This is a genomic window from Helicobacter didelphidarum, from assembly GCF_003364195.1.
GTDB classification, from domain to species: Bacteria; Campylobacterota; Campylobacteria; order Campylobacterales; family Helicobacteraceae; genus Helicobacter_A; species Helicobacter_A didelphidarum.
Window position 1 is genome coordinate 169929 of the sequence record NZ_NXLQ01000002.1, and the last position, 20467, is coordinate 190395.

The 20467-nt window shown below is 29.6% G+C and carries 18 protein-coding genes; 8 read left to right on the forward strand and 10 right to left on the reverse strand.

Translation table 11 applies throughout. The annotated features are described in order from the left end of the window. Positions 1 to 57 precede the first annotated feature (57 nt). Together CQA53_RS02230 and CQA53_RS02235 are read right to left on the reverse strand one after the other, a co-directional pair. On the reverse strand, positions 58 to 918 hold the full coding sequence (locus CQA53_RS02230; protein ID WP_245945581.1) for a TIGR02757 family protein: 861 nt from the start codon (positions 916 to 918) through the stop codon (positions 58 to 60). Positions 919 to 1020: 102 nt separating this feature from the next. After that, the gene (locus CQA53_RS02235; RefSeq protein WP_115542392.1) at positions 1021 to 2526 is read right to left on the reverse strand and encodes a TrkA C-terminal domain-containing protein; all 1506 of its coding nucleotides are present in this window, start codon (positions 2524 to 2526) and stop codon (positions 1021 to 1023) included. Between the two features lie 193 nt (positions 2527 to 2719). Between CQA53_RS02235 and CQA53_RS02240 the strand changes: the two genes are divergently transcribed. The 3 genes from CQA53_RS02240 to rpe all read left to right on the forward strand — a co-directional run bounded on the left by CQA53_RS02240 (position 2720) and on the right by rpe (position 5991). After that, on the forward strand, positions 2720 to 4498 hold the full coding sequence (locus CQA53_RS02240) for an acetolactate synthase large subunit (RefSeq protein ID WP_115542393.1): 1779 nt from the start codon (positions 2720 to 2722) through the stop codon (positions 4496 to 4498). Positions 4499 to 4507: 9 nt separating this feature from the next. Beyond that, the gene (ilvN, locus tag CQA53_RS02245; RefSeq protein ID WP_115542394.1) at positions 4508 to 4972 is read left to right on the forward strand and encodes an acetolactate synthase small subunit; all 465 of its coding nucleotides are present in this window, start codon (positions 4508 to 4510) and stop codon (positions 4970 to 4972) included. 377 nt (positions 4973 to 5349) lie between these two features. Continuing rightward, positions 5350 to 5991, forward strand: coding sequence for a ribulose-phosphate 3-epimerase (gene rpe / locus CQA53_RS02250; protein ID WP_115542463.1), 642 nt, complete (start codon positions 5350 to 5352; stop codon positions 5989 to 5991). A gap of 80 nt (positions 5992 to 6071) precedes the next feature. Here rpe and CQA53_RS02255 read toward each other — a convergent pair whose 3' ends face one another. Both CQA53_RS02255 and CQA53_RS02260 read right to left on the reverse strand, forming a co-directional pair. Beyond that, entirely contained in the window at positions 6072 to 6308 is a 237-nt protein-coding gene (locus CQA53_RS02255) for a hypothetical protein (protein ID WP_115542395.1), read from the reverse strand. Between the two features lie 121 nt (positions 6309 to 6429). Next, a complete protein-coding gene (locus CQA53_RS02260) occupies positions 6430 to 7260 on the reverse strand; it encodes an MqnA/MqnD/SBP family protein (RefSeq protein ID WP_115542396.1) in 831 nt (276 codons plus the stop codon). 258 nt (positions 7261 to 7518) lie between these two features. Between CQA53_RS02260 and CQA53_RS02265 the strand changes: the two genes are divergently transcribed. Beyond that, entirely contained in the window at positions 7519 to 8313 is a 795-nt protein-coding gene (locus CQA53_RS02265; protein WP_115542397.1) for a sulfite exporter TauE/SafE family protein, read from the forward strand. 346 nt (positions 8314 to 8659) lie between these two features. On the opposite strand, the gene CQA53_RS02270 is transcribed toward CQA53_RS02265, so the two are convergent. Then, positions 8660 to 9664, reverse strand: coding sequence for a sensor histidine kinase (locus CQA53_RS02270; protein ID WP_115542398.1), 1005 nt, complete (start codon positions 9662 to 9664; stop codon positions 8660 to 8662). Next, entirely contained in the window at positions 9658 to 10341 is a 684-nt protein-coding gene (locus CQA53_RS02275) for a response regulator transcription factor (RefSeq protein WP_115542399.1), read from the reverse strand. The genes CQA53_RS02270 and CQA53_RS02275 overlap by 7 nt, the downstream gene beginning before the upstream one ends. Before the next feature lie 545 nt (positions 10342 to 10886). Between CQA53_RS02275 and dnaG the strand changes: the two genes are divergently transcribed. The 3 genes from dnaG to CQA53_RS02290 all read left to right on the forward strand — a co-directional run bounded on the left by dnaG (position 10887) and on the right by CQA53_RS02290 (position 15299). Next, positions 10887 to 12533: a DNA primase gene (gene dnaG / locus CQA53_RS02280; RefSeq protein ID WP_115542400.1), complete on the forward strand. Its 1647-nt coding sequence runs from the start codon at positions 10887 to 10889 to the stop codon at positions 12531 to 12533. Between the two features lie 319 nt (positions 12534 to 12852). Continuing rightward, positions 12853 to 14325: a UDP-N-acetylmuramate--L-alanine ligase gene (gene murC, locus CQA53_RS02285; RefSeq protein ID WP_115542401.1), complete on the forward strand. Its 1473-nt coding sequence runs from the start codon at positions 12853 to 12855 to the stop codon at positions 14323 to 14325. Positions 14326 to 14450: 125 nt separating this feature from the next. After that, positions 14451 to 15299, forward strand: a complete 849-nt coding sequence (locus CQA53_RS02290) for a 4-hydroxy-3-methylbut-2-enyl diphosphate reductase (RefSeq protein WP_115542402.1) — start codon at positions 14451 to 14453, stop codon at positions 15297 to 15299. Between the two features lie 114 nt (positions 15300 to 15413). Here the strand turns inward: CQA53_RS02290 and bcp are convergent, their stop codons facing one another. From bcp to CQA53_RS02310, 4 genes are all read right to left on the reverse strand, one after another. Then, positions 15414 to 15890 carry a thioredoxin-dependent thiol peroxidase gene (gene bcp / locus CQA53_RS02295; protein WP_115542403.1) on the reverse strand — a complete coding sequence of 159 codons (477 nt, stop codon included), beginning with the start codon at positions 15888 to 15890 and terminating at the stop codon, positions 15414 to 15416. Positions 15891 to 15988: 98 nt separating this feature from the next. Next, a complete protein-coding gene (purC, locus tag CQA53_RS02300) occupies positions 15989 to 16732 on the reverse strand; it encodes a phosphoribosylaminoimidazolesuccinocarboxamide synthase (RefSeq protein WP_281271160.1) in 744 nt (247 codons plus the stop codon). 376 nt (positions 16733 to 17108) lie between these two features. Next, entirely contained in the window at positions 17109 to 18494 is a 1386-nt protein-coding gene (locus CQA53_RS02305) for a S41 family peptidase (protein WP_115542404.1), read from the reverse strand. 269 nt (positions 18495 to 18763) lie between these two features. After that, positions 18764 to 19900 carry a metallophosphoesterase gene (locus CQA53_RS02310; protein WP_115542405.1) on the reverse strand — a complete coding sequence of 379 codons (1137 nt, stop codon included), beginning with the start codon at positions 19898 to 19900 and terminating at the stop codon, positions 18764 to 18766. Between the two features lie 60 nt (positions 19901 to 19960). Here CQA53_RS02310 and CQA53_RS02315 point away from each other — a divergent pair, with 60 nt between their 5' ends. Then, complete coding sequence (locus CQA53_RS02315) at positions 19961 to 20410, forward strand: low molecular weight protein-tyrosine-phosphatase (RefSeq protein WP_115542406.1); 450 nt, start codon at positions 19961 to 19963, stop codon at positions 20408 to 20410. Positions 20411 to 20467: the final 57 nt, after the last annotated feature.

Sequence of the window (20467 nt, forward strand, 5' to 3'; positions counted from 1 at the left end):
TTTTATGTAGTCTGCAAAAAGACTCTAGAGATGTTTATAATTATAGAAATTTGTTTATTATAATGATAAATGGAGTTTTAATTGACCAATACGATAAAGTGCAAAGTCATATTTAATAGGATCTTGTGAATCAAAATCTTTGAGATTATTTGTTATTTCAAGGACTGCTTTACGACTATATGATTTTGTGGTGCAAAGTCCAAGCATTTTTGCTATTTTGAAAGTATGTGTATCAAGTGGCAATAATAAAGCATGGCATGGAATTTCACTCCATAAACCAAAATCAATACTATCCTTTCTTACCATCCAACGCAAAAACATATTATAACGTTTAAGTGGCGAGGTGTTTATATTGGGATTTCCAAATAAAAATTCAATACCATGCGTTTGTAATTGATGTTTCTGAATAAAATCCCAACATTGTTTTTGTAATGCCTGGATACCATCAAGTATATTATGGTTTTTTCTGTATCCTTGCAGAAATATTTGTTTTATCCCACCAAGAGAAATGAGATGCGAAATGATAAGAAAGCAAGTTCGTGTATCCTGCCTTGTTTGGAAACGATAGTAAGGAAAACATTCTGCGGTGCTTGTTTGCAATGCCTTAGAATCTAAAAGAAATGAAAAAGGCATTTCACCAAGATTCTTCACAATCAATGTAGCATTTCCATATGAATAAATTGCACAAATAAAAGCTACTTCATCAAAATATTGAAAATCCTTATACCGATAAACCACCATGAGAGGGTCCGGATAAACATAAAGATACTTTTGTGCATTAAAAGATGTATATTGTGTGTCTAAAAAAAATTTTAAATCTTTTTTATTACGGAGTTTTTTCTTGAATGCATTATTAGACTTTTTATTTGCTACATTACTCTGCATAGAATCTTGAGATAAACTCTTTGTGCGTTGCATATTATACCTTTTTTTGCACATAAGATGATTTTTAACATGCAATTATTTAATTTTACAATAATGGCTTGAGATTTTGAAGAGAACATTTATTGTTATCATTAACTATACATCGCTACTAAGTGGTAAGAAAAATTGTGGATTGGTATTTGTCATAAAAGCTAATGTTCCAGTATTTGTTCCTAGAAGTAAGTGAATCTTTCCTTTTGTAACAGCAGAACTAAATGGTAAAAAATGTAAAACAGGATTTTGCGACGTCTGCAAATATGGTATTGGATTTTGCGACCCACTTCGTTCAATAGTAAATTTTCTATCAAAAATTCTGGAAAGTTCATTAAATTCTCCTTCAATTTCATTATCAAAATGATTATCTGGGTCAAAATTATATACCAACACATCAATGCAAAGTTGCTTACTAATATCAAAAATGAGTGTTGAAATATCAGAGTATTCTTTAGAATCTCCAATCACAACAAGAAAACTACAAGCAACATTTGGTTGTAAAAAATTCTTTTGAAGTGAAATCTTATATTGATCAAGCATATTGCTATATTCTTTTGGACATATTGGATTTTTAGCTGTGCAAAAAATAGGAATCTTGCTTGCCCACAACATACGACGATGCACTCTTTTTGCAAAAAGCTCTTTACCAATAACAATCAAACCAATTTTTTTACCAAACTTACTGCGTAAGACTTGCATAAAACTTGCGTTATCATAATCTATTGTTACAACAATATCTCTTTGGTTAAATTTTTCTAGTTCCTTAATAATATTAAAATCTGTTGGGTGTAAAACTTTAATTATCAATTTTGTGCTTTTAAGATATGTATGGAGATAAATTGCCTCTTTACAATCAAAAAAGATTCTCTCTTTATGTTGCAAACGCATATCTACAATTAAACAAACTTCGCGTCCAAAAGGAGATGGGAATTGCCCCATGTCAGACTTAATTTTGTAGTAAATTGTCTGTAATACTTTTGGGTCTCCTGCTACCAAAAGTGTATCTCCTGGCCAAATTACAGATTGTGAAGTAGCAAGTTTAAATTTTTCATCACGATAGATTCCAACAATTCGCCAATTTGTCTGTCTAATTGTGTTAATTTGACGATGGGCAAATATACTTCCACTTGGAACACCAATTTCCATTACCTCACCTTTTTCTAAACCAAATCCACGAGGAATAATTGGAACATTTGGCACTCTTAATAAAAGTCGTGAAGCCATCGCATTTGTTTCGGTAATCAATACAAGGTTAGAATCCTTTTGATTTAAACTTTCGAGATAATCATTGAGTGTATGAACACAATGAATAATACGAGCCTTTTTGTAGTTTTTGCGCAAATACTCATAGACCATATTACTTTCTTGTTCGTCTTGTAACACTATAAAAGCATCACTTATATCATCATCAGCAAGAATATTATCAAGACGAAATGATGAAGTATAATCACATTCATAGAATCTAAATGTGCTTGGGATTTCTTTGGGAAGAAATCGTGAATCTTTATAGAGGACGATATAAAAATTGTTACTAGAATATCCATTAATAATTTTGTGCAGAAAATGTAAAGCAATATCACCATCAGCTACCAAAAGTAAATGTTTCACAAGACTTCTCTCCAAGTTTATAGTAAATCACTTTTAATTTTTATTTTATAAGCGTTATTGTATCATACTTTAAAAATAAAATAATAAATTTTAAAATAAATTGCATTTCTTGAGAATGTTGTATATAATATATTTTTGTATTGATTCTGTGTTAAAATATAGAAAATATTACCATGACAATGAGGATTAAATAATGGAAGTAATTTCAAATAATAAAATGAACGGATCAGCTATGCTAGTAGAAGCACTACATTTGGAGGGTGTGAAAGTAATCTTTGGTTATCCTGGTGGTGCAGTTCTAAATATTTATGATGAAATTTATAAACAGAGTTATTTTCGTCATATTCTTACACGACATGAGCAAGCTGCAATACATGCAGCAGATGGATATGCGAGAGCAAGTGGAAAAGTTGGGGTGGCAATTATTACTTCTGGACCTGGTTTTACAAATGCTGTAACAGGAATTGCCACTGCTTTTACAGATTCTATTCCACTTGTTATCATTAGTGGGCAAGTTCCTCTTACACAAATTGGTTCAGACTCATTTCAAGAAATTGACGCTGTTGGAATCTCTCGTCCTTGCACAAAACATAACTATCTTGTGCAAAATATTCATGATTTGCCCAGAATCCTAAAAGAAGCTTTTTATATTGCGAGAAGTGGCAGACCAGGACCAGTGCTTGTAGATATTCCAAAAGATATTAGTGCACAAGTTGCAGATTTTCACTATCCAAATAGTATTTCTTTAGCAAGTTATAAACCCACCACAAAAGGCAATATACGACAAATTAAAAAACTCGCAAATATTATATTAGAATCCCGTAATCCACTTTTTTATATTGGCGGTGGTGCAGTTATTTCAGATAGTTATGATGAAATCAAAACTTTGTTAGAAATTACCCAGATTCCAAGTGTAGAAACACTTATGGCACGAGGAGTTACACAGGGTAACCCAAATTTCTTAGGAATGTTGGGTATGCATGGCACTTATAGTGCAAATATGGCAACGAGCGAATGCGATTTACTCATTTGCCTTGGTGCAAGGTTTGACGACAGAGTAACAGGTAAAGTCAGTGAATTTGCAAAATTTGCAAAGATTGCTCACATTGATGTAGATCCAAGTTCTATTGGGAAAATTATTGATGTAAATTATCCAATTGTTGGGGATTTAAAACTTATATTACATGATCTTATTACAGAATTGCAAGATAAATTACCAAAAGAAGAAATTCTTAAGGAACGGGAAATATGGATTACTAAACTAAAAAAATGGAATAATATCCATCCATTAAGGTATGAAGACTGTGAAAATACAGAATCTTCATGTATTGTAAAAAAAGAAGGGAAATCTATCAAACCGCTTTTAAAACCACAATGGGTTATTGAAGAAACGGGGAGAATATTAGGAGATAAGGTGATTATCACAACAGATGTAGGACAACATCAAATGTGGGTTGCTCAATTTTATCCTTTTACCGCAAAAAGACAATTTATTACAAGTGGGGGGCTTGGAACAATGGGTTTTGGTATGCCAGCAAATATGGGGGTATATGTAGCACTTGAAGAGATAAAAAAAGAATATGGCATAGAAAAAGTAGCACTAAGTTTTAATGGTGATGGAGGAATATTAATGAATATTCAAGAGCTTATGACTTGTGTAGAATCTCGTATCAAAACAATTAATATTATCTTAAATAATGGTTATCTTGGTATGGTAAAACAATGGCAAGATTTCTTCTATGAAAAGAGACTTTCCCATGTTGATTTAACGCAGCCAAATTTTACACTTCTTGCACAAAGCTTTGGTGCATTGGGATTGGAGGCACATACGAAAGAAGAGTTTCAAGAAGTATTACAAATTGCACTTGAGAGTGATAAAGTAAGTTTGATAAATGTATGGGTAGATAGAGATGAAATTGTTTTACCTATGGTTCCTGGAGGAAATCCTCTCTATAAAATGATATTAGAATAAGGAAAGAGAATGCAAAAAAGAATTATTTGTATCACGGTTATTAATGAACATAGTGTTTTGGCGAGAATCTCAGGGTTATTTGCAGGTCGTGGATATAATATTGATAGTTTAACGGTTGCCCCATTGCCTGATAGTAATCTTTCTCGTATTACAATCGCAACTCGTGGAGACGAAAAAATATTGGAACAAATTATTAAACAACTTCATAAGGTAATTCCGGTTTTAAATGTGGTTGAAAATTATGAAATTATCACTCAGGAAATTGTATTAATTAAATTTGAAAATAATGAAAAAATTGGGACAATTAGTGCGTTAATCAATGCGTCTGGGGGAAAAATAGTTAGTTGGAGTGAGAAAAATATTATTTATAGTGTGAGCGGAGAGAGTCATAATATCAAATCTTTAGTGCAATCTTTACGCAATTTTATGCCAAAAGAAATTATTCGTAGTGGTGTTGTTGCGATTGAGAAATAACTTATGTCTTGATTGCGTACTAAACAAGTTGTTATATTTTATAGAATATAGATTCCATATTATTACCTCATACAAAATAAATTTATTGTATTAACTAAAATATATTCTTAAATTAACAAGATTCTTTATTTTTGCAAGGATTTAACAATTAAAAAAAGATTCTATTATGATATAATATTATTTATTCAATGAAGCCCTAGTATTAAGGAATATTTATGCTTGGATTAAACCCAAAATTTGAAAAACTCTTAAGTTCGCTAAAAGAAGCTCATGATATAGAGGGTTTAGCAAAATTATCATTAAGAAATATGAATGAAGATTCTCAAAATGAAGATGAGAAATATTTTGCAAATAATGCGATTGAAAAAGAAAAAATGATAAAAGTTGCCCCAAGTCTTTTATCGGCGAATTTTTTACGTTTAGAAGATGATATTAGAAGTGTTGTCGATGGTGGTTGCGATCTATTGCATGTTGATGTCATGGACGGGCATTTTGTTCCAAACATGACTCTTGGACCTTGTGTTTTAGAACAAATTCCATTGCTTACACCAATTCCTCTTGATATTCATTTTATGGTTGAGAATGCAAATTTTTTCATCAATCTTTATGCACCATTGCACCCAAAATACATGAGTGTGCATATTGAATCAGAAAAACATTTGCATCGCATTATACAAAAGATACGTTCTTATAATATTAGCCCTGCGATTGCCCTCAATCCTCACACGAGTCTTGAAGGATTAAAATATATTCTTAATGATATTGATATGGTGCTTATTATGAGTGTGAATCCTGGTTTTGGGGGACAGAAATTTATAGAATCAATGTTAAGAAAAATAACAGATTTAAAAGAAATGATTGTAATGTATAATGCACAATGTTTGATTGAAGTTGATGGCGGGGTCAATGATAGCAATATTCAATCACTGAAAAATGCTGGAGTTGATATTGTTGTGGCAGGAAATTATATCTTTAAACAAACTAATCGAATGCAGGCAATACAATCTTTAAAAATATAATTAAAACTATTCATATTTTTATAGTTTTATGATCAATTTAAGATATTGTTAAGTTTATTATGTTCACAATACAATCATAATTAAAAAGACTTATATTCATCTTGAAGTTTGACTTTCCTTGTTCTTTTCAATGGTAACAATCTTGTTTTGATGTGGTGGTTGCTTATCTTGCAAGTCTTTTTATCTTTCAGGTTAGCCCCCCCACTTACTTTTATCTTGACCAAAATCCCTGTATTATTGCTGACAAACTTATCATTTTTTATAACAAAAGCTTTATCTCTTGCTTCTATTTTAAACTCTTTATTCTTTTGGTTCATCAACCTTTTAAATCCCGTTATATATGTTCTATTACAAACTAAAAAGTATATTTTATAAAACTAGATTCAATAAAAAACAAGTCCTTTTTATGAAGATGGGGTAGTTTAGTAAGTCAATATCTTAGAATCTTTTTGGTGGTTTAATCTGCTTTAATCGTAACTCTCTATAAAATCGTAATAATGCAATATATTCCTTGCTCCCAATTTTATAATAGATTCTTTTAAGGTATTCTTGTGCAAATTGTTTTGTAATATTAAGACTTTTAATACGTTGCATAAGAATATAATGAGGCACTTTGATACCCTTAAAATTCTTGCCTTGCCCAAGTTTTTTACAAAAAGATTCTATCATCTTATTATAAAAAATCCCATTTTGATTAAAGCACATTTGCCCAAAAACAAATGGTAATTTCGTTTTACTATACCATACATGTGCCATATCAGTAAAATCTTGTAATGCATACTCATTTAATGCTAACGAAAGAAACTGCATAGAATCTTGATTGTATTGCATAATATTTTTCTTATTTTTATATTCTACTTGAGAATTATTAGCTGTCTTTATTTCTTTTTTTGTTTGTTGAAAATAGTATTGCAATGCCCTATCACCAATAAGAACTTCGCCTTTGAGATTTAAAACTTGGGAAAGTGCATTTGAAGTTGCAGATTGATAATCTCGTTTAGAATCTAGAGGTAATACAAGCACACTCCAAACCTCTTTATTTGCAATAATTCCAGCATTGCAAGTTTTTTTTCTCCTATATGATTTCATACCAGCAATCGATGATATAAATCCGGCATCTATACGATGAAAAAGAAAATCTCTATTTAATTTCGCAGGGTAGCTTTTTTTAAGATTGAAATTTATTTTAAAATATGATGAGGTAGGATATTGTTTCACAAATATATCAAAAACTAAGAGATTTAAATATTCTATCTTACCAAAACGCATAATAATCCTTTTTTTAATAATTTTACTATAAATCACATAAAAAATATTAATAAATAACCGCAATAATATATAACTATACATTGTCTCACATTGCACAACAAAATTTTAGATAATTTCTATAAGTATAAAAATTTCTGAAAGATAATCCAAACTTTTATATATTCCAATTTTACTCTTTTTTGTATCAAAAGTTATAGAAAGTAAAATATTTTTGAGATTCTTCAAGAGATTCTTTACTTTTTCTGTTATACTTGAGCTATGGAATTTTTATGTTTAGCAGTATTAGGCATTTTTACAGGTTGTCTTGCTTCGTTATTTGGACTTGGTGGTGGTATGATTATTGTTCCAGCAATGCTATATGGACACTATATTTTACCACAATTTAACTTCTCAACACATGAAGCTATTGCAATTTCTGTTATGCAAATGATTTTTTCCTCTGTATTTGGCACCATTTTTAATATTTATAAAAAAAAGTTGGATTTTCAAGACGCTATATTTTTAGGTTTAGGGGGATTAATTGGTGCTGCTTTCAGTGGTATTTTGGTTGATAATATTAGTTCGAAACATTTAACACTTCTTTTTCTTGTCGTTAGCCTCATTACTTTTTATAAGTTTGCCTTTAGTATAAAAGGCACACCCGCTCAAGTTATACTTTCAACACAAAAAAAGATTTTTACACTTATCATAATTGGTGCATTGACAGGAGTTTTTGCAATCTCATTGGGTATTGGAGGTGGTGTATTACTCATGCCTCTTCTTATGCAATATCTTGGCTTTGATGCAAAAAAAATCCTTCCTCTTTCTTTATTTTTTATTGCATGTGCTTCCATATCTGGAACAACATCATTCCTTAATCATGGAATCATGGAACAAAATATTTTACACGCTGGATTAATCATTGGATCTTTTTCATTGATTGGTGTCCTTATTGGCTCAAGGCTTGTTGATATTATCCTTCCTCGTAATCATCGTGCATTATTAATGATTTTGTATATTGTCTCCATATTGGCTACATTTAATAAAGTTCTGATATATTATGAAGTATATTAATTTTTTGTGCTTAATATTCTTAATAAACATTTCATAGAAGAAAACTATGAAATATCAGACATGTGAAAATTTGTAAATTTATCAAAATCTTTACTTATAAATACTTTGGTATGTATCTTAGAATTCTAAATCATGACAAATGAGTTATCAATGAGTTAAGAGTATCTTACCCATTATTGTTTTGGAAGCTTCTGGGATTTTACCACTAATTGTAGCTTTAGCTTTATTGGGTATATTTACTATTTTCATTGCATCATACACAAAATCTTAGGGAAGAATAATCTTTAATAATATTTAAAAAATACTTTAAAAATACAATTTTTATACCTTGCAATAAAACTTATATTTAAATATAAAAACGAACACATAATCCTTCTTTTTTATTTTTTCGTGTAAAAAATTCAATTTTCACATTATGGATTTTTGCTATTTCTTTTACAATGAATAACCCCAAGCCTAAAGAATGTTCATTTTTTTTTGCATTTGTTCCTTGATAAAACTTCTTTGTAAGTTGATGTAATTCAGCCTTATTAACGCCATCACCATCATCAATAACTTCTATATAAGATTCTTTGATTATCACAAGAACTTGTGTATTCGCGTATTTTAATGCATTATAAATCAGATTATTCAAAACTTGTTCAATTAATATTTTATCCGCAAAAATTTCTCTATTTTCCCCCTTTACAATAATTCTTTTTTCTTTATAAACATTTTTTAACAAATAATTTTTAAAACCATCAATGGCATCTTCACAAAGGACTTTAATATCAAAAGTTTCCATTTTCACGGTAATTATACTATGTTCTAAACTTTGACTAAGCGAGAGTTTATTAAGCAAAGCATTAATTTTCTTGCTATAAAGAACAATGCGATTTAAAAGTTTATTACGCATAGAATCATCAATTGTGGGTTGTAATAATATTGTCTCTATACTTGCTTGAATAATACTTAGAGGATTTTTAATTTCATGCGATATTGCAGAAAGAAGTTGCATACTTTGCATATTCTTCTCATGTAATTTTTGCGTTCGTTTTCGGATTCTATTTTGCTGTTTTTGCATCTCCTCGCTTAAAGCCTTTAATTCATTTGTATAAGGATTATTCTCTTTTTTTAAAGATTTTAGATTAATTGTATTAAAATTTTTCTGTGTTAATATATTTAATGCTGCTTTAGTAGAACTTATTGTATTATCTTTTATCAGCTTTTGTTCTTGCATGATTTGTTTTGTTTTAGAAAAAGTGATAAGGGTAAAAATAAATCCTATCATATTAATAATAACTGCGGATTCATAATATTCAAAGAGGATTAATAAAATAGATGTAATAAAAACTATGCATGGAATCAGCATAACTTATATCCCTCATTTCTGACAGATTTAATTTTTATCTCCTTGTTTTCTTTTTCTATTTTTTTGCGAAGTCTCTTTATGGCAACATTCACACTATTTTCTTGATGATTTGTTTTTTTATCCCACACATTCTTAAGAAAAAAGTCCCTACTTAATGTTTTACCTGCATTTTCCATAAAACACTGCATTATGCGAGTTTCCAAAGGACTTAATTGGATATTTACATTCTCAATAAATAATTCTTTGTTACTTATTTCTAAACTAATATTTTTATATTTAATAATATTTCTAGTTACATCTTTTTTATAACGTCTTAGAACAGCTTGTATTCTTGCAATAAGTTCTTCGAAATTGAAAGGTTTGGTTACATAATCATCAGCATAATGCAACCCTTTCACTCGATCTGCAAAAAGTGAGAGTGCACTTACAATAATAACTGGAACATCATAGCCCGATTCTTTTATTTCTTTGATAAAATCTAATCCATCCTCACCTACAAGATTACGATCAACTAAAATAAGTGCGATATGTTCTTTTTGTAAAAAACGCCTTGCCATATCAGCATTAAGACAACCAATTACCTCATATCCATTTGCATTAAATGCGTTATTTAGGTTGAGTTCAATTAAATCAAGTATGTCTTCCTCATCATCAATGCACAAAATGATTTCATTCATTCATTTACACCTTGTATTACACACATTTTTATGATAATTTTTTAGAATTCAATGATTACAAAAGCTACATTTTCTACAATAGAATATCAAATTCTCATTCTGTATAAAATTTTATCATTATCAGTATTCTAATTAAATCACTCATGTAATTAGGATAACATAAATATTTAAATGAAAAATAATAAAATATTAATATAATGAAGCAAAAGAATACTATGGTTTTTTGGAAATTTCAAAAAACAACAACCATAGACAACAACCTATTTTATCAAATTTAATAGAAATCTAGGATAATGCTATAACTTGCTAAGTGTATTGTTATTTGTTGATAGAATCACTAACTTCAAGACTTAAGAATAGAACAATCTGTAATAGGTCCTCTTTTTTCAAATAAATATTCTATAAATATTATTAATTTTGAGTGTATGATCCATTGATAACAAGAAAAGAATTTTTTGTTCATTTTAAAGAAAGTAACTTGCTTAAATCTTAAGAAGAATTTATTATAATATATTGAATATTGAGGATTCACATTAGGAGATTCTATGGGTGTTACACAGGCAAGCTTACAAAGACTTCATGATAATGTTGATATAGTAGATTTAATTAACCATTATATAAATGTTCGCAAATCTGGAGCAAATTTCATGGCTTTATGTCCATTTCATGATGACAAAACACCCAGCATGTCAATTAGCCAACAAAAAGGACTCTATCATTGTCATGCCTGTGGTGCAAGTGGTAATGCAATAAAATTTGTTATGGAGTATGAACGATTAGAATTCCAAGATGCTTTGCAAAAAATTGCAAACTTATTTAACATTACACTTGAATATGAACAAGGAAATTTTAAGAAAAAAAGCAATCTGCTACCTACCTTAACACTTTTTTATCATAATAAACTTTTTAAGCATCAAGACATATATCAATATCTCACTTCTCGCGGAATCAACGAAGATTCTATAAAAAAGTTTGAATTAGGCTATAGCGGCATGAGTTATGAAACCATAAAGTTCCTTGATGAACATCATTATGATTATAACGAAGCACTAGAATGTGGAATTATTTCTCAAGGTAATGATAGGGCGTATGCAAAATTTACTAATCGCATTATTTTTCCTATTCATTCTGGTAATGGTGTTGTTGTGGGATTTGGTGGCAGGACATTAAGTGAGGAAAAAAATATTGCAAAATACCTTAATTCACCGCAAAGTAAAATTTTTAATAAATCAAAGATTCTCTACGGCTATCATCTTGCACGACAAGCTATCTACAAAGAAAAATATTTAATTGTGTGTGAAGGCTATATCGATGTTATTATGCTACATCAAGCTGGTTTTAAAAACACTGTTGCAACACTTGGTACAGCATTAAATGAAGGACATCTTCATTTATTAAACAAAGATAATCCTCGTATTCTTATGTGTTATGATGGAGATGTTGCAGGGATAAATGCAGCTTTTAAAGCTGCAAAATTCCTCTCTCAAAATAGTAAAGATGGGGGTGTTATATTGCTAAAAAATGGACTTGATCCTGCAGATATGATCTTGCAAAATAAAATAAATGAATTTCAACATGAACTAGAAAATGCAAAGAATTTTGTCGAATTTGTATTAGAAAAAATTATTAGTGAATTTGATATAAATAATCCAATCCAAAAAGAGCAGGCACTCAAGTTATGTCTTGAATATTTACATTCTTTAAGCCCACTTTTACAAGATGAATATAGGAGAAAATGTGCAATTTTATTACAAGTTGATCCTATCTATATTACAACAAAAAGAATGCGAAAACAAGAACTTATACAACCTCACACTTATAAAGATTCTCACGATTATGCAGAAGAAAATATTTTAATTAATATGTTAAAAAGTAGCGAATATTTTTTCTTTGCATTGAATTTCCTTGATAAAAAACATTTCCGAAAATATGCACATGAATTTGAGTTAATTACGCAAGGCAAACAACATGACGAACTCATTATTGCATTACAATTTAAAAGTAATGTTCAAAATCTTCAACAGGTAGAATTTGAAGAACAAATCAGAATTTTTTTACTCAAATATGCAAAAGAAACACTACAAAATACACTCAATAATACCACATTAAATGGAAATGAAAAGATTCAAAATATTATTCATCTACGCAATGCAATACAAAAACTTGAAAAAGGTGAAATACTTACTATTTAACCTCTATATAATATTTTATAAAATCTTTATTTCTTCATCACCCTACATTCATAATAGTTGTGCAGAAATTATATTATTTGCATTCGTGTTGCAATAGTCCTTTTCACTTTATAATGGTATGAAAACTTCATTCTAGAAACTATTTTATTACTTACTTCATATTCTTATAGCAGATATTTCATTATGGAAAAATTTAAGAATAAAATAATATATAAAAAATAATTGCAAGAAACTTGTTCCACAGACAAAAATATGACAACAAAACTATAAAAAAACATTATAATATATTTTTATAACAATAACTTAATTAAGGTGTTTTATGAATTTTCACAAACTTAAAGTTCATTTTATAGGAATTGGTGGAATTGGTGTAAGTGGTCTAGCTCGTTTTCTAAAGGTGCAAGGTGCAATCGTGAGCGGATCTGATATTATGGCTACTTCAATCACAAAAGGTTTGCAAGAGAATGGTATATCCATTACTATTCCACACAATCGTGATATTATCGCAGATAAAGACTTAATTATACATTCAGCAATTATTAAAGATTCTAATATTGAGATTCAAGAAGCAAGAAAACTAAAAAAACAAATTTTATCCCGTAAAGAGGCATTAAAAATCTTATTAAGCGAAAAAAAAGTGTTAAGTATTTGTGCAGCACATGGTAAATCAAGCACGAGTGCGATTTTAGCAGCAATATTATCTGATAGTGGGGCGATCATAGGTGCAATTAGTAAAGAGTTTGATTCAAATGTGCGTGTCTCAAATGATAAATGGCTTGTGTTTGAAGCAGATGAAAGCGACAAAAGCTTTTTAAATTCTAATCCCTATAAAAGTATTGTTGTAAATATAGAAGCAGAACATTTAGAAAGTTATAATCATGATTTTTTGGAGCTTAAAAATGCATATTTAGAATTTCTCAAACTTTCAAAAGATGCTGTTATCAATGTGGGGTGTCCCGTTGCAAAAGAGATTTATAATCGCCTAGTGCATGAGTATGGTTTTTTACCACACAAGACAACAAATCAATCCTTAAATAATAAAACACACAAAAGACATGAAAAAAATATTGAATGCTTTGATATAAAAGAAGATGTAAGAAATATTTGCTTTACGTTGCGTGATTTGAAACCATATACTAATTTTGAACTACGAGATTTTGGGGAATTTAGCATTTATGGTATTGGGGAACATCATATTGTGAATGCAAGTATAGCAATTTTAAGTGCGATTGATATTATTGATATAGAATCAATTCGAACACATATTCTACATTTTCAAGGTATTAAGAAACGTTTTGATATTTTGCAACACCTTTCATCACACACACCTTGCATTATTGATGATTATGCACATCACCCAACAGAAATTACAGCAACGCTCAATGCGGTAAAAATTTATGCAAAATTATTACAAGAAAATATTGAGTTACAAAACAATATCTCCCAACATCATTACAATAAAGATAATAAATCACTAAAAATCACAGCAATCTTTCAGCCACACAAATATTCTCGTTTTCGTGATAATTTAGAAGCATTCTGTAAGTGCTTTAAAGATTGTGATGAGTTTATTATTTTACCTGTTTGGGCAGCAGGTGAAGAAGAAATGTATTTTGATTTCAAGCAACTCTTTTCTGCAAACAATCCTATCCTTGCCAATAAAGTGCAAAGACATGACAAATATCTCACGCTATTTGATGAACACAATAATATAATAAAAAAATTAGATTCTGGAATCATTGTGGGGCTTGGTGCAGGAGATATTACATATCAATTACGCGGTGAAAAGTAATTTTTATAGTAGCTATGTAGAAGCCTAAAGATTATTAAATTTTTAAAAATAAGAAAAGATTATTCAAAATATCATTTTTTATCTGTAAGATTCCACTCAATAAAGAATTTAAATGGAGACTATTTATGGAAGTTATATTGGCAGAAAAATATGGGTTTTGTTTTGGTGTAAAAAGAGCAATTAAAATTACAGAAAAAATTGCACAAACAAACCCTAATACACTTACCTTGGGTCCACTTATTCATAATCCTCTTGAAATTAGTAGATTAGAAAAGAATTTTGGTGTAAAAGTGCAAGAAAATATTAACAATCTTGGACAAAGTAAAAGTGTGATTATTCGCACACATGGAATCACAAAGCAAAACTTAGAAACTTTAAAACAAAAAGGGGTCTCTATCACTGATGCGACCTGCCCTTTTGTAACAAAACCACAAAAAATTGTTGAAGAAATGAGCAACAATGGATATGACATTATCATTTTTGGAGATGAGAACCACCCAGAAGTTCGCAGTGTAATGAGTTATAGTATAAAAACTCCAATTGTGATTGCAAATATAGAATCTTTAAAAGAAATTGGCAAAATACCAAAAAAAATTGCTATTGTTTCACAGACAACAAAGCAAATTGAGAAGTTTGCAGAAATTGTGCAATATTTGGTTACAAACTCTCTTGAAGTGCGCGTATTCAATACAATTTGTAATGCAACTTTTGAGAATCAAGAGGCAACAAGAAATCTTAGTCAAAAGGCTGATATAATGGTAATTGTTGGTGGTAAAAGCTCTGCTAATACAAAACAACTTTTCTATATTGCACAAACACATTGCCCAGATAGCTATCTTGTAGAAAATGAAAATGACATTCAACCTTCATGGTTTGAAAGTAAAAATATTTGTGGTATCAGTGCGGGGGCTAGCACACCAAATTGGGTAATAAAAAATGTCGAAGAAAAGATTAAGAATCTGAAATACCCTTAAAGTATTGAAATAATAGAATCTTTTTTAGTCTAAAATCTTAAAATACAAATCATTGTAATGCAAACAATAAAAAACCTGCTAAATAAAACACTCACAAAATTCTATCAAGAAAAATTAATGCTTATATGCTGTCAGAAAGTCTAAGATTTTTTGTGCATGACCTTTTGCTTTTACATTATAAAATGATTCTATAATCTTATTATCTTTGATAATAAAAGTGCTACGAATAATCCCTTGAACTTCTTTTCCATACATAAGCTTTTTACCATAAGCATGATACTTTGTAGCAACTTTTTTTTCAACATCACTCAATAAAATAATATTTAAACTATGAGAGTCTATGAATTTCTTATGTGTCTCGGATTTATCTGGACTAATGCCAATAATAACAACATTAAGTGCCTCAAATTCTTTCTTTAATGCACTAAATTCTTGTGCTTGTGTTGTGCAACCGCTTGTATTGTCCTTCGGATAGAAATAAAGCACAATCGTATAATTTACAATGTCTTGCAATGCAATTTCAACATTATCCTCATTAGGTAAGCTAAAATTTGGTGCAACATCTCCTGATTTTAATTGTTGTCGTTCCATAATCAAATCCTTGAAATAATCAATATGCTATTTTACCAATATAAAATATTTAAAAGTTTTTTAGTGAAAACCTTCCAATATAGTATATAAATTCACAACTATAAATTATTTAATCTTTCTAAAACTTCTTTGTAAGCAGAAGTTACACTACCAAGATTTTGTCGAAAAATATCTTTATCCATTTTTTTATGTGTAACTTTATCCCACAACCTACAACTATCAGGACTAATTTCATCTGCAAGGATAATTGTGTTATCTTTATCGCGTCCAAATTCTAATTTAAAATCAATAAGATTCAATCCTGCTCTATCAAAATATTCTTGTAAAATTTCATTTACTTGCAATGCAATAGTTTTAAGAATCTTTATTTCTTCAGAAGTTATCAAATTCATCATCAGACAATGAGAATCGGTTATAATTGGATCTCCAAGTGCATCATCCTTATAATAAAATTCTACAAGAGGTTGTCTTAATGGTGTATCTTTAATAATTAAAGATTCTGCGATACCAAGTCGTTTTATGAGACTCCCGGTAGCAATATTACGCACAACTACCTCAATCGGAATAATCTGAACTTTTTTGCAAAGCATCGTATTATCATTAAGTGTTTGAATAAAATGTGTTTTAATATTTTTGCTTTCCAAAATCTTAAAAATTTGACTAGAAATCTGGCAATTCAACGATCCTTTGCCCTTTTCACTACTTTTTTTCTGTGCATTAAAAGCAGTAAGATCATCTTTGAATACAGACAAAAGAGTGTCTGTATTATCTATTTTATAAAGCCTTTTCCCCTTACCTTCATAAAGCAAATTCTGCGATTGAATAATATTTTCAAGATTCATAACTTCCCCTTAATTTAGAATAAAAGATAAAGTAAAATGATACCCTAGAGAATCTAAATAACAACAAATATGAGTAAAATGTAATTCTGCAATTTTATGTAATAATTTACTCTTTTTTTGGAATATTATATTAAAAAACATCTCACATAAAAATATAAATTTATACTATAACAGAAAAATTATAATCAAAATATTGCAATGAGAAAATATTTCACGATTCCACACATTTATCTAACGCTTCAATTTATAACTCATCATTCAAAAAGACTTGCTGATTTTTTCTATTTAAATACGCAAAAAGTTTAGAAAATTATTCTACCTTTATGATAGCTTTATATCAATGTGCATCATACATGCAACTTCTAAGTTTTTTGTTTTACTGAGAATGAATAACTCCCCAAGTTTTTAGAACATCAATGCTACTTTTCAGTTGAATATCTCTCAGAATCATTGCTTGCGTTATATTTTTTGTATCAGTTTCTGTCTTTTCATTTTTAGCATCCACCTTATTCTCATCATTCAATAACTCATTTTTTAAATGTCGCTTGAGATCCGCCTCTTTAAAATCGAGTTGATGTTCTGCCCCGAGAGGCACTTCGCCCTCTGCAACAACAATATCTGGTTTGATTCCAATTGCTTGAATACTTCTACCTGTTGGAAGATAATATTTTGCAATAGTGAGCTTTATCGCTTCTTTTGCTTGATTGCCAAATGGTAAAACTTTCTGGACACTACCTTTTCCAAAAGTCGATTCACCAACAATGATTGCTCTTTTATGATCTTGCAATGCACCAGCCACAATCTCACTTGCAGATGCACTTCCACCATTTACAATGACAACTAAAGGTATATTTGCAAATTCGGCATTACCGGATACTTTAAGTTCCACATTTTCAATCTTACCTTTTTCGCTCACAACAATACCATTTTTTACAAATAATCCAACAAGCGATACAGCTTGATCCAGCAACCCTCCGGGATTCCCTCGCAAATCAAGCACAATTCCATCAACTTTTCCCAATTGTTTCAACCCTCGTCTAACTTCTTGAGTTACATTTTGATCAAATGTTGCAACACGTACATAAGCATAATTTGTTTCTTCAATCTTTGACACGGAAGTAGATTTTACCTTAATTTCATCGCGTTTAATTTCAAACTTAAGCGGTTTTGCCTCACCAGCACGAACAACTGTGAGCGTTACCTTTGTGCCTTTTCGTCCTTTCATCAATGACACAGCTTGATCAATTTTCATATCCAATGTTTGTTTATCATCAATCTTTATAATAATATCTCCACTTTTAATACCAACCTTTTTTGCAGGAGTATCATCAAGAGGGGCAATAACTGTTAAAGCACCATCTTTTATACCAATTTGGATACCAATACCACTAAAGCTTCCGCTCGTTTTTGCACGCAAGTCTTCATAATCTTTTTTCTGCAGATATGCTGAATGCGCATCAAGATTACTTAACATGCCAGAAATTGCTTTATCAATGATTTCACTTGTATCTAAATCACTTACATAATTATTTTCTACAAGGCTTACTGCACTCATAAATTTCTGTATAGCCTGATCTTTTTCGGCTCTTGAAAGCTTTTTCTTAGATTTTGTATCGGTATTTGGTTCTGCTTGGGCTACAATCATATTATGATTATTTTCAAACGACATGCCTATATTATGTGCTTGCGTGATACCAAAACCACCTACGAGCAATGCTGATGACACAATACCAGACAAAAAATAAAAATTCATTTTTTTCATTATTACTACCCTTTAAATTGAATTACATGTTTTAAAATTCTAAGTTAGAGATTCTAACACATTTTTGATTTAAAAAGTAATTCCTAAGAGATTCTCTTTGAAAATTCATTAGTTTGACAAATTTCGAAAATCATGATAACAATTTTATCAAAAAAATACGATTTTATTGTATAAAAATTAACAAACAGAAGAAATTATCATAAAAACTATTTTGCTTGTAAAGACAATAAGATATTTGATAATTTTATAAATCCCATATTAAATCCATATTATTGTTTTGGTATAAGATGTAAAAAGCTGATTTCTCGTGTATCAAAAAGTCTCATGGGCATACCCCACCAACCAGCCCCCTTGCTTATATAAATTTGAGAATCTTTGTTGCCGTGATGAAAACTATGCAAACCCTGTAAAAAAGGTTGCTCAATCATTACTAAAAAATGAAAAGGGAAAATCTGCCCACCATGTGTATGACCACTTAATACCAAAGAAACATTTTCACCATTGAAATATTTAATAATTTTTGGTTGGTGGGAGATAAAAATAGTAGGAAATCTTTCATAGCTAGATTCTAATGTTTTTATAATATTTGGAGCTAAGACACTTTGTTTAAATGTACCTCTCTGTCCAGCTAAATCGGCTACTCCTGCAATATTTATGCCAAGATTGCGTAAAACTATATTTTGATTAATTAATGTTGTGATTCCAAGATTATTGAGTGCCCTAAGAATTGTATAAGTATCATAATAATATTCATGATTTCCAAGTACATAAAATGTCCCATATTTTGCCTTAAGTCCTCCAAGCTCTTTGACACTTTCTTGAACTATTGGATAATAATTATCAACTATATCTCCTCCTAAAATAATAATATCTGGTTTTAGTTCATTACTTTGTTGCACAAGCTTGGCAACTTTTCTCTTATCCATTAAAACATCAATATGAAGATCTGTTAATAAAACAACATTCAATGATTGCTTAAGATTCTCAATTTCAATAGTTTGTTCAACAACACTTGGTTTTTTTGCATTTAAATAAAAACTTAAACTCACAAGTATACCAATAACACACCACGCAATTAATAGAATCTTTGGTTGTAATTGATAAAGAGTAAAATATCCAAATCCAAAACGAATACACATGGCGATGATAAAAACGAGAAATGCTACACTTAAACTAATCCAAAATATACCGAGTGTGCTTGATAAAATTGTATATAAAATTGGATTCATTTGCATGTGATAAAGCTTCAAAAATATTATGATGCAAAAGAAATTTACAAAAACAATAAATTTGCCAAGATGTTTTATCATGGGACTTGCAGAAATATTTTTAAAAAGAATAAAATAAATAAAAACATGCAATAAAATAACAGCGATAAAAAATGCAATTCGCATACTAATTGGCATATATCCTCTTTAATTATAGAATTTTTGCTATAATTCTAGCATTTTTTTGTGAGGAATACTATGAAATTACAAAGTGTTTTATTTGTTTGTTTAGGAAATATTTGTCGTTCACCTTTAGCAGAAGGAATTGCTCGCGATTTGTGCAAAAAGAATAATTGGAATCTGCAAATAGATTCATGTGGCACAAGTAACTTTCATCGTGGGGAATCACCTGATAGTCGATCAATAGCGGTAGCAAAGTCACATAATATTGATATTTCCATGTTGCAATCTCGCCCCATTAATGTGTATGATGATATGGATTTTGATTTAATTATAGCAATGGATTCTCACAATAAAAAAGATATTCTTGCGTTAGGATTCCCACCACAAAAAGTAAAAAAACTTGGGGAATTTGGAAATAACGAAGACATTCCAGATCCTTATTATTACCAAAATAATGAAGGCTTTGAAAAAGTGTATAACCTTATAGAATCTCTTGTATCAAAAATGTTTACAGCATATCAATAAAACAATAAATAGAAAAACAGAATTTTTATAAGTGAAAATTTATATAAATATATTTTA